Here is an 11,870-nt window from a genome sequence, read left to right on the forward strand (position 1 = left end):
AGTATGGTTTTCCGGATGGTCAGCGGTGCCGACAACCTCGCCGGCGGTTTGCTCGCCTTGGCCGATCGGGGCGCGGGCGTCCCGTTGCGCGAACTCGCACTCGTAGGGCTGACCGCCGCGATCATCACCTACTTTGCGACCGGGCCAGTGCGGACGCTGGCGACCCGATTCGGCGCCGTGGCGTATCCCCGCGAGCGGGACGTGCATGTGACGCCGACCCCGCGCATGGGCGGGCTGGCCATGTACATCGGCGTGATCGCGGCGGTGTTCCTGGCGTCGCAGCTTCCCGCGCTGACCCGCGGTTTCGTCTACTCGACGGGCATGCCCGCGGTGGTGCTGGCGGGTGGGCTGATCATGGGCATCGGCCTGATCGACGATCGCTGGGGCCTGGACGCGCTGACGAAATTCGCCGGTCAGATCACCGCGGCCAGCGTGTTGGTGACGATGGGCGTCGCGTGGAGCGTCCTGTATATCCCGCTGGGCGGGGTGGGCACGATCGTCCTCGACCAGGTGTCGTCGATCCTGCTCACGTTGGCGCTGACGGTCTCGATCGTCAACGCAATGAACTTCGTCGACGGCCTCGACGGGCTGGCCGCCGGACTCGGGCTCATCACCGCGCTGGCGATCTGCATGTTCTCCGTCGGCCTGCTCCGCGACCACGGCGGCGACGTGCTGTTCTATCCGCCTGCGGTCATCTCGGTGGTGCTGGCCGGAGCGTGCCTGGGTTTCCTGCCGCACAACTTCCATCCGGCCAAGATCTTCATGGGTGACTCCGGTTCGATGCTCATCGGCCTGATGCTGGCCGCGGCGTCGACGACGGCCGCCGGACCCATCTCGCAGAACGCGTACGGCGCCCGCGATGTGTTTGCTCTGCTGTCGCCGTTCCTATTGGTCGTTGCGGTCATGTTCGTCCCGATGCTCGACCTGCTGCTGGCGATCGTGCGCCGCACCCGAGCCGGCCGCAGTGCGTTCAGCCCCGACAAAATGCATCTGCATCACCGACTCCTGCAAATCGGCCATTCCCATCGGCGGGTCGTGCTGATCATCTATCTGTGGGTCGGCATTGTCGCATTCGGCACGGCAAGCACCATTTTCTTCGATCCGCGGAACACCGGCGCTGTCATGTTGGGTGCCACCGTGATCGCGGTCGTCGCAACGCTGATTCCGCTGCTACGACGCGGTGACGATGTCTACGACGAGGAGTAGTAGAGTCCTCGTCGATATGGTACGGTGCTGGTAGAACCCGAATTAACCTCGCGGGTTGCCGGCCATCGGCAGTCGGAGCCAGCTCCGGTCCTGCCGACCAACGACCGACAATGGGGAGTAGTCCCTTGGGTGATGCGAGCGCGCTGAAAGCGCTCCGATACGCTCAACGGGCCACGCGACAAGCAACGCACAACTCCCCCCGAACGAGGACTGAGGTGCTGCAGTGACTACACCAGCGCAGGACACGCCGTTGGTGTTCCCGTCCATTGCGTTTCGGCCTATTCGCCTGTTCGCGATCTCGGTTGTGCTGACTGCCGTCGCGGTCGCAATCGCCGCTTCTCTCGGCAATCCGAAGGTCGGCCTTTTCTTCGGCGTGGGACTTCTGTTGGGTTTGCTCAATGCGCTCGGTGTGCAGCGTTCGGTCGCGGCGATCACCGCCGAAGAGCACCCGCTGAAAAAGAAGATGGCGGCGAACTCTGCGACGCGACTGCTGGTGATCACGACGATCGGATTGGCGATCGCGTTCGTGTTCCGGCCGGCCGGGCTTGGCGTGGTATTCGGGCTTGCGCTCTTTCAGGTGCTGCTGGTGCTGACGACCGCACTGCCGGTCTGGAAGAAGCTGCGCAGCGGAGCGGCTGACGGTGTTGAAGGGATGGGATACAGCAATGACTGAGATGCTGCTGGCTGAGGGCGCCATCGAGGTCGGCCATCACGACACCGCCGAGTTGTTCGGCCTGACGATCAACGTCGACACGGTGATGTCGGCAGGGATCGCCGCCCTCATTGTCATCGGACTGGCCTTCTTCCTGCGCGCCAAGGTCACCTCGAGTGGTGTCCCGGGCGGCGTGCAGTTGTTCTTCGAGGCGATCACCATCCAGATGCGCAACCAGATCGAGGCTGCGATCGGAATGCGTATCGCGCCCTTCGTACTGCCGCTCGCGGTAACGCTTTTCGTCTACATCCTGATCTCGAACTGGCTGTCGGTGCTGCCCTTGCAGTACACCAAGTCATCGGGCGGATCGCCGAAAGAGGTGTTCGGCCCGCCTGCCTCGGACATCAACTACGTGCTGGCGCTGGCGCTGTTCGTGTTCATCTGTTACCACCTGGCCGGCATCTGGCGGGCCGGCCCGATCGGGTATCCGGTCAAGGTCCTCAAGGGGCACGTGTGGGACAACCTGTCCCCGGTCGTCGGAGTGATCTTCATGCCGATCAACGTCGTCGAAGAACTCGCCAAGCCGATCTCGTTGTCGCTCCGACTCTTCGGCAACATCTTCGCCGGCGGCATCCTCGTCGCACTGATCGCGCTGTTCCCGCCATACGTGCTGTGGGCGCCGAACGCGGTCTGGAAGGCATTCGACCTGTTCGTCGGCGCAATCCAGGCGTTCATCTTTGCGCTGCTGACGATCCTGTACTTCAGCCAGTCGATGGAACTGGAGGAAGACCACCATTAAGACGTCCTGGCTCGACCACCACAGACTTGGTAGACCGCTACCAAATATCAAGGAGGATAAGCAATGAACCCCACAATCGCTGCCGGCGCCCTCATCGGCGGTGGACTCATCATGGCCGGAGGCGCGATCGGCGCCGGTATCGGTGACGGTGTCGCCGGTAACGCCCTGATCGCCGGCATCGCCCGCCAGCCCGAGGCGCAAGGACGGCTGTTCGTGCCGTTCTTCATCACGGTTGGTCTGGTCGAGGCCGCCTACTTCATCAACTTGGCCTTCATGGCGCTGTTCGTTTTCGCCACTCCGGTCAAGTAGTCAGTCGAGATGGGTGACATGAGCGCTGTGGTTCTGGCGGCTGCCAGCCAGGCTGAGGGCAACTTCCTCATGCCTAACGGCACCTTCTTCGTCGTGCTGATCATCTTCTTGATCGTGCTCGGGGTGATCGGCACCTTCGTGGTCCCGCCGATCTCGAAGGTGCTCAAAGAGCGCGACAACATGGTCACCAAAACGGTTGCAGACAACAAGAAATCGGCCGAGCAATTCGCCGCTGCCCAAGAGGACTACGAGAAGGCGATGTCGGCCGCTCGGGTTACGGCATCGGCGGCTCGCGACGAGGCTCGGACCAAGGGCCGCAAGGTCGTCGACGAAAAGCGTGGGCAGGCCGAGGAGGAGGTCTCCTCGAACCTGCAGAACGTCGCCGAGCAACTCAAGCGGGAGGGTGACGCCGTGGCTGCGGACCTTCGCACGCGGGTGGAGAGCCTCTCGACCGCGCTGGCGAGCCGCATCCTCGGCGTCGAGATCAGCACCTCGGTCTCGGCTATAGGTTCGGAGCGGTAAGCACCAGATGTCAACATTTATCGGGCAGCTCGTCGGGTTCGCCGTCATCATCCTGCTGGTCTGGCGCTACGTCGTGCCACCAGTGCGAAAGATGATGGCGGACCAGCAAGACACCGTGCGCCGGCAGCTGGCGGAATCCGCGGCCGCCGCTGATCGGTTGGCGGAGGCCAGCCGTGCCCACACCAAGGCGAAGGAAGACGCCAGCGCCGAGGCGCAGCGGTTGACCGAAGAGGCGCGAGCCGACGCGAAACGCATCGGCGAACAACTACGGGCTCAAGCCGACAGTGACGCCGAGCGGATCAAGCAGCAGGGCGCCAAGCAAGCGGAGTTGATGCGCGCGCAGTTGATCCGTCAGCTGCGTCAGGACATCGGTGCCGAATCTGTGCACCGGGCAGGCGAATTGGTGCGCGGATACGTGGCCGACCCGGCACAGCAGTCGGCGACTGTGGACCGTTTCCTGGACGAGCTCGACGACATGGCGTCGTCGACGGCCGATGTCCAATATCCCGTCGCGACGAAGATGCGCTCGGCCAGCCGGCAGGCCCTGACGGACCTGCTCGACAAGTTCGATGGGATTGCCGACGGCCTTGACGACCAGGGTTTGTCAACGCTCGCCGATGATCTGATATCCGTTGTGGCGCTGTTGAATCGGGAGACCGTCGTCAACCGCTACCTCACGCAGACCGCAGAGGATGCGACACCGCGAGTCCGACTGCTCGAACGTTTGGTGTCGGGCAAGGTCGGTCAGGCCGCGCTTGACGTGGCCAAAGCGGCCGTTTCCCAGCGCTGGTCGGCCGAGGGCGACCTGATCGATGCCATCGAGCTGGCGGGTCGCCAAGCGCTGCTGATTCGCGCCGATCGCGCCGGGCAGCTCGACGAGGTCGAAGACCAGTTGTTCCGGTTTTCTCGCATCCTCGATGCCCAGCCTCGCCTGGCCATCCTGCTGGGCGACTACGAAACACCGGCTGACGCCCGAGTTCAGTTGCTGCGCAACGTCCTTGGAAGTGCGGGCGCCGGCGTCAACGCGACCACGGCTGACCTACTCGCCAAGACGGTTGAGCTGCTTCGTGGCCGGCCGGCCGAAGAGGCCGTGCAAGAACTGGCCAAGGTCGCGGTGGCTCGACGTGGCGAGATCGTCGCGCAGGTGAGCGCGGCGGCCGAACTGAGCGACGCCCAGCACACCCGCCTCACCGAGGTGCTGAGCCGGATCTACGGTCACCCGGTCACAGCACAGATTTCCACCGACCCAGAGCTGCTCGGCGGGCTCGCAATTTCGGTTGGCGACGAAATCATCGACGGCACGCTGTCGTCGCGTCTCGCCGCAGCCCAGACCCAGTTGCCCGACTGACCCAGTAACACCATCGACAAGCAGGAAGAACGAAAAGCCATGGCAGAGTTGACTATCTCGGCTGACGACATTCAGGGTGCGATCGAGGAGTACGTAAGCTCCTTCACCTCCGACACCACCAAAGAAGAGGTGGGCACCGTCGTGGATGCCGGTGACGGCATCGCGCACGTCGAGGGTTTGCCGTCCGTGATGACCCAGGAGCTCCTCGAGTTCCCGGGTGGGGTGCTCGGTGTCGCACTGAACCTCGACGAGCACAGCGTCGGCGCGGTGATCCTGGGTGACTTCGAGAAGCTCGAAGAAGGCCAGCAGGTCAAGCGGACCGGCGAGGTCCTTTCGGTCCCGGTCGGCGACGAGTTCCTCGGCCGCGTGATCAACCCGCTGGGTGAGCCCATCGACGGCCAGGGCGACATCAAGGCGGAAACGCGTCGCGCGTTGGAGATTCAGGCCCCGTCGGTAGTGCAGCGGCAGAGCGTTTCCGAGCCGCTGCAGACGGGCATCAAAGCCATCGACGCGATGACTCCGATCGGTCGTGGCCAGCGTCAGCTGATCATTGGTGACCGCAAGACCGGCAAGACCGCGGTCTGCGTCGACACCATCTTGAACCAGCGTGAGAACTGGGAGACCGGAGACGAGAAGAAGCAGGTCCGCTGCGTCTACGTGGCCATCGGTCAGAAGGGCACCACGATTGCTTCGGTGCGGCGTGCGCTCGACGAGGGCGGCGCGATGGACTACACGACCATCGTCGCGGCGCCGGCGTCCGACGCCGCCGGATTCAAATGGCTTGCGCCGTACACGGGTTCGGCGATCGCCCAGCACTGGATGTATAACGGCAAGCACGTGCTGATCGTGTTCGACGACCTGAGCAAGCAGGCCGAGGCCTACCGCGCCATCTCGCTGCTGCTGCGTCGTCCGCCCGGCCGTGAGGCCTACCCGGGCGACGTGTTCTACCTGCACTCGCGGCTGCTCGAGCGTTGCGCCAAGCTGTCCGACGAGCTCGGCGGTGGCTCGATGACAGGCTTGCCGGTCATCGAGACCAAGGCCAACGACATCTCGGCCTACATTCCGACCAACGTCATCTCGATCACCGACGGTCAGTGCTTCCTGGAGTCCGACCTGTTCAACCAGGGTGTCCGCCCGGCGATCAACGTCGGTGTGTCAGTGTCCCGTGTCGGTGGTGCCGCTCAGATCAAGGCGATGAAGGAAGTCGCCGGCTCGCTGCGACTGGACCTGTCGCAGTACCGGGAGCTGGAGTCGTTCGCCGCGTTCGCGTCGGACTTGGACGCCACCTCGAAGGCGCAGCTGGAGCGCGGCGAGCGGCTGGTGGAGTTGCTGAAGCAGCCGCAGTACCAGCCGGCACCCGTTGAGGAGCAGGTGGTTTCGATCTTCCTCGGTACCGGTGGCCACCTCGACTCGGTTCCCACCGAGGACGTGCACCGGTTCGAGACTGAATTCCTCGACCACCTCCGCGGAGGCAAGGACGGCATCCTGTCCGATATCAAGGACAGCCAGAAGCTCAGCGAAGAGACCGAGAACAAGCTGGTCGACGCGATCAACGAGTTCAAGAAGGGCTTCGCCGCCACCGGCGGTGGTTCGGTGGTGCCCGATGAGCATGTCGAGGCGCTTGACGAAAAAGAGATTGAGAAGGAAGCGGTGCAGGTGCACAAGCCCGCACCGCCGGAGCAGAAGAAGTAATCGAGGATGGCTGCCACACTTCGCGAACTGCGGGGTCGCATTCGTTCCGCCGGGGCGATCAAGAAGATCACCAAGGCGCAGGAAATGATCGCGACGTCGCGCATCGGCAAGGCGCAGGCTCGGCTCAACGAGGCCCGGCCCTACTGCGTCGAACTCACCCGCGTGCTCACCACACTGGCGGCCGAGGCCGCGCTCGACCACCCACTGCTGGTCGAGAACCCCTCGCCGAAACGTGCTGCGGTGCTGGTCGTTTCGTCCGACCGTGGCCTGTGCGGAGCGTACAACTCCGGCGCCTTCCGCAGAGCCGAGGAGCTCTTCTCGCGGCTGCGGCAAGACGGCAAGACACCTGTGCTCTACACCGTCGGGCGAAAAGCGCAGGGCTACTTCAAGTTCCGCAACTGGGACATCGAAGACTCGTGGACCGGGTTCTCGGAGCGGCCGAGCTATGAGGACGCGGTCAAGGTGGCCGATTCGCTGGTGAGCGCGTTCATGGCCGGCCGCGGCGACGACGAGTCCGACGAGCACGACGGCGTCGACGAAGTGCACGTCGTCTACACCGAATTCAAGTCGATGATGTCGCAGTCGGTAGGAGCGCACCGCATCGCACCGATGGTCGTGGAGTACGTCGAGGACGACAACGAGCCGAAGACGCTGTACTCGTTCGAGCCGGATGCGACGACGCTGTTCGATGCGATGCTGCCGCGGTATCTGACCACCCGCGTGTACGCGGCGCTGCTCGAGTCCGCCGCGTCAGAACTGGCCTCACGGCAACGGGCGATGAAGTCGGCCAGCGACAACGCCGACGACCTGATCAAGTCGCTCACGCTCGAGGCGAACCGTGAGCGGCAGGCCCAGATCACCCAGGAAATCAGCGAAATCGTCGGTGGCGCCAACGCGCTCGCCGACGCCAAATAAGCCCCATCAGGAAGCGAAGAGGACATGGCTGCTACCACCCAAAAGACTGAGAAGTCGACGAACCCGAACGGCAGCGACACCCACGGCCGCGTCGTGCGGATCACCGGACCCGTGGTTGACGTCGAATTTCCGCGTGGCTCGGTGCCCCAACTGTTCAACGCCCTGCACGCCGAGATCACCTATAAGGACCTGGCGAAGACCCTCACGCTCGAGGTCGCACAGCACCTCGGCGACAATCTGGTTCGCGCGATCTCGATGCAACCGACCGACGGTCTGGTCCGTGGCGTCGAGGTGACTGACACCGGTGACGCGATCTCGGTTCCGGTCGGCGACGGCGTCAAGGGCCACGTGTTCAACGCGCTGGGCGACTGCCTTGACGAACCGGGCTACGGAAAAGACTTCGATCACTGGGAGATTCACCGCAAGCCCCCGCCGTTCGACGAGCTCGAGCCACGTACCGAAATGCTCGAGACCGGCCTGAAGGTCGTCGATCTGCTGACGCCCTACGTGCGTGGTGGAAAGATCGCGCTGTTCGGTGGTGCCGGTGTGGGTAAGACGGTTCTGATCCAGGAGATGATCAACCGTATCGCCCGAAACTTCGGTGGGACCTCGGTTTTCGCCGGCGTCGGGGAGCGCACGCGTGAGGGCAACGACCTCTGGGTCGAGCTCGCGGACGCCGATGTGCTCAAGGACACCGCGTTGGTGTTCGGTCAGATGGACGAGCCGCCTGGCACCCGTATGCGGGTCGCGTTGTCGGCGTTGACGATGGCTGAGTACTTCCGCGACGAGCAGGGCCAGGACGTGCTGCTGTTCATCGACAACATCTTCCGGTTCACCCAGGCCGGCTCCGAGGTGTCGACACTGCTCGGTCGGATGCCCTCGGCCGTGGGTTACCAGCCCACGCTGGCCGATGAAATGGGTGAGCTGCAGGAGCGGATCACCTCGACCCGAGGCAAGTCCATCACCTCGATGCAGGCCGTGTACGTGCCCGCCGACGACTACACCGACCCGGCCCCGGCAACCACGTTCGCTCACTTGGACGCCACCACCGAGCTGTCGCGAAACGTGTTCTCCAAGGGGATCTTCCCGGCCGTGGATCCGCTGGCCTCCAGCTCCACCATCCTGGACCCCGCGATCGTCGGCGACGAGCACTACCGGGTTGCCCAGGAAGTCATCCGAATCCTGCAGCGCTACAAGGACCTTCAGGACATCATCGCGATTCTGGGTATCGACGAGCTGTCGGAAGAAGACAAGCAGCAGGTCAACCGGGCCCGCCGGATCGAGCGGTTCCTGTCGCAGAACATGATGGCGGCCGAGCAGTTCACCGGGCAGCCGGGTTCGACCGTGCCGCTGAAGGAAACCATCGAGGCGTTCGACAAGCTGGCCAAGGGTGATTTCGACCACATCCCCGAGCAGGCGTTCTTCCTCATCGGTGGCCTGGACGACCTGGCCAAGAAGGCCGAAAGCTTCGGCGCCAAGCTGTGATGTTGTTGGTGCCGGCGGCGAAGGTTGAGCGTGGAAGGGCAGGTGTGAGATGACCGCGCTGAACGTGGAGATCGTTGCCGTCGATCGGAAGATCTGGTCGGGCGAGGCGACGTTCCTCTTCACGCGCACCACGGTGGGGGAGATCGGGATTCTGCCCAGTCATATCCCGCTGGTTGCGCAATTGGTTGACGACGCGATGGTTCGTGTCGAGCGTGCGGGCGAGGACGACCTTCGGGTCGCCATCGAAGGCGGGTTCCTGTCAGTGACCGAGGAGAGCGTGAGCATCCTCGCGGAGTCGGCGCAATTCGAGTCGGAGATCGACGAGGCGGCGGCCAAAGAAGATTCGGAGTCAGACGACCCTCGCATCGCTGCTAGGGGACGCGGCAGGCTGCGCGCAGTCGGCGCGCTCGACTGATATACCACTGCGATGAGCGCGCTCATGATTGTCATGGTCGTGCTCGTTGCGGTTTTGGGGCTGGCGGTCGTCGCTCTCAGCTATCGGCTGTGGAAGCTGCGCCAGGGTGGGACAGCGGCAATCATGCGGGACATCCCCGCGGTGGGCGGCCACGGCTGGCGTCACGGCGTAATCCGTTACCGCGGAAGCGATGCCGCGTTCTATCGACTGTCGAGTGTTCGCCTCTGGCCGGATCGCCAGCTCAACAGGCGCGGCGTCGAGGTCGTCTCGCGTCGACCACCGCGCGGCGACGAGTTCGACATCATGACTGAAGAGATCATCGTGCTGGAACTACGCGATGCCACGCAGGAGCGCAAAGCAGGCTACGAAATCGCCTTGGACCGAGGGGCTTTGACGGCGTTCCAGTCGTGGCTGGAGTCGCGTCCCTCACCGCGCGCGCGCCGTCGCAGCACCTGACGTGGCGGCTAGTCGGCTCGTCTGCCGCCTGGTTGCCAGAGCACGTCGCCGTCCGGATTGACCACCCGGCACAGGATAAACAGCAAGTCGGACAGGCGATTCAGATATTTCGCAGGCAGCGGACTGACGTCCGAGGGATGTTCATCGATTGCATCCCAGGCAGCGCGCTCGGCCCGCCGCGTCACCGTGCGGGCGATGTGCAGCAGCGCGGAGAGGGGCGAACCACCAGGCAGCACAAAGGATGTGAGCGGCGGCAGAGCCGCGTTGAACTCGTCGCACCAGGTCTCGAGGCGGTCGATGTAGTCCTGCGTAACGCGCAGCGGCGGATGCTTCGGATTCTCGACCACCGGTGTCGAGAGATCCGCGCCCGCGTCGAACAGGTCGTTCTGGATCCGTCGCAGCACGTGAGCAATCCGCTCGTCGGGGGCGCCCAAGGCCAGGGCCGCACCGATAGCAGCGTTGGCCTCATCGCAGTCGGCGTACGCCACCAATCGCGTGTCGTTCTTGGAAACCCGCGAGAAGTCGCTCAATCCAGTGGTCCCGTCGTCGCCGGTCCTGGTGTAGATGCGAGTCAGATGTACGGCCATGATCACGAACGTACCTAGCTGACTGACAGGGCGATACTGCTTCACTAAACTAGCCCGCGTGACCGAGCGTTTCGTGGTGACCGGTGGGAGTCGGTTGTCGGGCGAAGTCGCTGTTGGGGGAGCCAAAAACAGCGTTCTGAAGTTGATGGCGGCGACGTTGCTGGCCGAAGGTACCAGCACGATCACCAACTGCCCCGACATCCTCGATGTGCCATTGATGGCCGAGGTGCTGCGAGGCCTTGGTGCCAACGTCGAGTTGGACGGCGCGACGGTACGCATCACCTCGCCGGACGAACCCAAATACGACGCCGACTTCGCTGCGGTGCGCCAGTTCCGGGCCTCGGTCTGCGTGCTCGGCCCCCTGGTCGGGCGGTGCAAGCGCGCCAGGGTCGCACTGCCAGGTGGTGACGCCATCGGCTCGCGTCCGCTGGATATGCACCAAGCCGGTCTGCGGCAACTCGGAGCCGTCTGCAATATCGAACACGGCTGCGTCGTCGCGCAGGCAGATTCCTTGCACGGCGCGGAAATTCAGCTCGAGTTCCCCTCGGTCGGAGCCACCGAGAATATCTTGATGGCCGCGGTTCTGGCCGAGGGTGTCACGACGATTCACAACGCCGCGCGGGAACCCGACGTGGTCGATCTGTGCACGATGCTGAATCAAATGGGTGCGCATGTCGAAGGCGCGGGTTCGCCGACGATGACGATCACCGGTGTCCCGCGGCTATTCCCGACCGAGCATCGTGTGATCGGTGACCGAATTGTGGCCGCCACGTGGGGAATAGCCGCCGCGATGACTCGCGGGGACGTCACCGTGACCGGCATCGATCCGGCACATCTGCAGGTCGTCTTACACAAACTGCACGACGCAGGCGCCACGGTCACCCAGACGGACGACAGCTTCCGGGTCACCCAGTACGAACGGCCGAAGGCCGTCAACGTCGCCACCCTGCCGTTCCCCGGTTTTCCGACGGATCTGCAGCCGATGGCGATCGCTCTGGCGTCGATTGCCGACGGCACTTCGATGATCACCGAGAACGTCTTCGAGGCGCGGTTCAGGTTCGTCGAGGAGATGATCCGACTGGGCGCCGATGCCCGTACCGACGGACACCATGCCGTCGTACGCGGTCTTCCTCAGCTCTCGAGTGCGCCCGTCTGGTCATCCGACATCCGGGCCGGCGCCGGACTGGTGCTTGCGGGCCTGGTCGCAGACGGTGACACCGAGGTCCACGACGTCTTTCACATCGACCGTGGCTACCCGCTGTTCGTGGAGAACCTGGCCAGTCTCGGCGCAGAAATCGAGCGGGTACAGTAGACGGCTAGGTACGTCGCACACCTGCCCCTGGCAGTGAATCGTGCAGTTTGACGGCGCTTTTGCGATGGAGTACAGTAGCAGGGTTGCCCGAAAACGGGTGTTGTTTGAGAACTCAATAGTGTGTTTGGTGGTTTTGTTTTTGTTGTTGTTTTTGTGACCGCATTTGTGGCGC

At 63.9% G+C, this 11,870-nt stretch carries 13 protein-coding genes; 12 read left to right on the forward strand and 1 reads right to left on the reverse strand.

The annotated features are described in order from the left end of the window. Positions 1–3 precede the first annotated feature (3 nt). From A5658_RS00450 to A5658_RS00500, 11 genes are all read left to right on the forward strand, one after another. Positions 4–1,206: a glycosyltransferase family 4 protein gene (locus tag A5658_RS00450; protein ID WP_156751177.1), complete on the forward strand. Its 1,203-nt coding sequence runs from the start codon at positions 4–6 to the stop codon at positions 1,204–1,206. A gap of 223 nt (positions 1,207–1,429) precedes the next feature. After that, positions 1,430–1,879, forward strand: coding sequence for an ATP synthase subunit I (locus tag A5658_RS00455; protein ID WP_067329461.1), 450 nt, complete (start codon positions 1,430–1,432; stop codon positions 1,877–1,879). Beyond that, on the forward strand, positions 1,872–2,657 hold the full coding sequence (gene atpB, locus A5658_RS00460; RefSeq protein ID WP_067329466.1) for a F0F1 ATP synthase subunit A: 786 nt from the start codon (positions 1,872–1,874) through the stop codon (positions 2,655–2,657). Before A5658_RS00455 ends, atpB begins: the two co-directional genes overlap by 8 nt. A 63-nt stretch (positions 2,658–2,720) precedes the next feature. Then, positions 2,721–2,966: a F0F1 ATP synthase subunit C gene (locus A5658_RS00465; RefSeq protein ID WP_067329468.1), complete on the forward strand. Its 246-nt coding sequence runs from the start codon at positions 2,721–2,723 to the stop codon at positions 2,964–2,966. 9 nt (positions 2,967–2,975) lie between these two features. Next, positions 2,976–3,488 carry a F0F1 ATP synthase subunit B gene (locus A5658_RS00470; RefSeq protein WP_067329471.1) on the forward strand — a complete coding sequence of 171 codons (513 nt, stop codon included), beginning with the start codon at positions 2,976–2,978 and terminating at the stop codon, positions 3,486–3,488. Between the two features lie 7 nt (positions 3,489–3,495). Next, the gene (locus A5658_RS00475; protein WP_067329474.1) at positions 3,496–4,836 is read left to right on the forward strand and encodes a F0F1 ATP synthase subunit B/delta; all 1,341 of its coding nucleotides are present in this window, start codon (positions 3,496–3,498) and stop codon (positions 4,834–4,836) included. A 39-nt stretch (positions 4,837–4,875) separates the two neighbouring features. Then, positions 4,876–6,528 (forward strand): F0F1 ATP synthase subunit alpha, encoded by a 1,653-nt coding sequence (atpA, locus tag A5658_RS00480; RefSeq protein WP_067329477.1) that lies wholly within the window; start codon positions 4,876–4,878, stop codon positions 6,526–6,528. A gap of 6 nt (positions 6,529–6,534) precedes the next feature. After that, the gene (locus A5658_RS00485; protein ID WP_067329480.1) at positions 6,535–7,443 is read left to right on the forward strand and encodes a F0F1 ATP synthase subunit gamma; all 909 of its coding nucleotides are present in this window, start codon (positions 6,535–6,537) and stop codon (positions 7,441–7,443) included. Between the two features lie 24 nt (positions 7,444–7,467). Next, on the forward strand, positions 7,468–8,928 hold the full coding sequence (gene atpD / locus A5658_RS00490; RefSeq protein ID WP_067329483.1) for a F0F1 ATP synthase subunit beta: 1,461 nt from the start codon (positions 7,468–7,470) through the stop codon (positions 8,926–8,928). A 49-nt stretch (positions 8,929–8,977) separates the two neighbouring features. Next, complete coding sequence (locus tag A5658_RS00495) at positions 8,978–9,343, forward strand: F0F1 ATP synthase subunit epsilon (RefSeq protein WP_067329486.1); 366 nt, start codon at positions 8,978–8,980, stop codon at positions 9,341–9,343. A 12-nt stretch (positions 9,344–9,355) separates the two neighbouring features. Beyond that, positions 9,356–9,799, forward strand: coding sequence for a DUF2550 domain-containing protein (locus tag A5658_RS00500; RefSeq protein WP_067329489.1), 444 nt, complete (start codon positions 9,356–9,358; stop codon positions 9,797–9,799). Positions 9,800–9,807: 8 nt separating this feature from the next. Here the strand turns inward: A5658_RS00500 and A5658_RS00505 are convergent, their stop codons facing one another. Beyond that, positions 9,808–10,386 carry a cob(I)yrinic acid a,c-diamide adenosyltransferase gene (locus A5658_RS00505; RefSeq protein ID WP_067329551.1) on the reverse strand — a complete coding sequence of 193 codons (579 nt, stop codon included), beginning with the start codon at positions 10,384–10,386 and terminating at the stop codon, positions 9,808–9,810. A 58-nt stretch (positions 10,387–10,444) separates the two neighbouring features. On the opposite strand from A5658_RS00505, the gene murA reads away from it, so the two are divergent. Then, on the forward strand, positions 10,445–11,698 hold the full coding sequence (murA, locus tag A5658_RS00510; protein WP_067329492.1) for a UDP-N-acetylglucosamine 1-carboxyvinyltransferase: 1,254 nt from the start codon (positions 10,445–10,447) through the stop codon (positions 11,696–11,698). The last annotated feature ends 172 nt before the right edge of the window (positions 11,699–11,870 follow it).

It is taken from the genome of Mycobacterium sp. 1245111.1, assembly GCF_001673405.1.
GTDB lineage: Bacteria > Actinomycetota > Actinomycetes > Mycobacteriales > Mycobacteriaceae > Mycobacterium.

What these genes read in the sequence shown, in the direction of transcription:
- A5658_RS00450 (WP_156751177.1), top strand. Translation starts at nt 4, where the DNA reads ATGGTTTTCCGGATGGTCAGCGGTGCCGACAACCTCGCCGGCGGTTTG.
- atpB (WP_067329466.1), top strand. Translation starts at nt 1,872, where the DNA reads ATGACTGAGATGCTGCTGGCTGAGGGCGCCATCGAGGTCGGCCATCAC.
- A5658_RS00465 (WP_067329468.1), top strand. Translation starts at nt 2,721, where the DNA reads ATGAACCCCACAATCGCTGCCGGCGCCCTCATCGGCGGTGGACTCATC.
- A5658_RS00470 (WP_067329471.1), top strand. Translation starts at nt 2,976, where the DNA reads ATGGGTGACATGAGCGCTGTGGTTCTGGCGGCTGCCAGCCAGGCTGAG.
- A5658_RS00475 (WP_067329474.1), top strand. Translation starts at nt 3,496, where the DNA reads ATGTCAACATTTATCGGGCAGCTCGTCGGGTTCGCCGTCATCATCCTG.
- atpA (WP_067329477.1), top strand. Translation starts at nt 4,876, where the DNA reads ATGGCAGAGTTGACTATCTCGGCTGACGACATTCAGGGTGCGATCGAG.
- A5658_RS00485 (WP_067329480.1), top strand. Translation starts at nt 6,535, where the DNA reads ATGGCTGCCACACTTCGCGAACTGCGGGGTCGCATTCGTTCCGCCGGG.
- atpD (WP_067329483.1), top strand. Translation starts at nt 7,468, where the DNA reads ATGGCTGCTACCACCCAAAAGACTGAGAAGTCGACGAACCCGAACGGC.
- A5658_RS00495 (WP_067329486.1), top strand. Translation starts at nt 8,978, where the DNA reads ATGACCGCGCTGAACGTGGAGATCGTTGCCGTCGATCGGAAGATCTGG.
- A5658_RS00500 (WP_067329489.1), top strand. Translation starts at nt 9,356, where the DNA reads ATGAGCGCGCTCATGATTGTCATGGTCGTGCTCGTTGCGGTTTTGGGG.
- A5658_RS00505 (WP_067329551.1), bottom strand. Translation starts at nt 10,386, where the DNA reads ATGGCCGTACATCTGACTCGCATCTACACCAGGACCGGCGACGACGGG.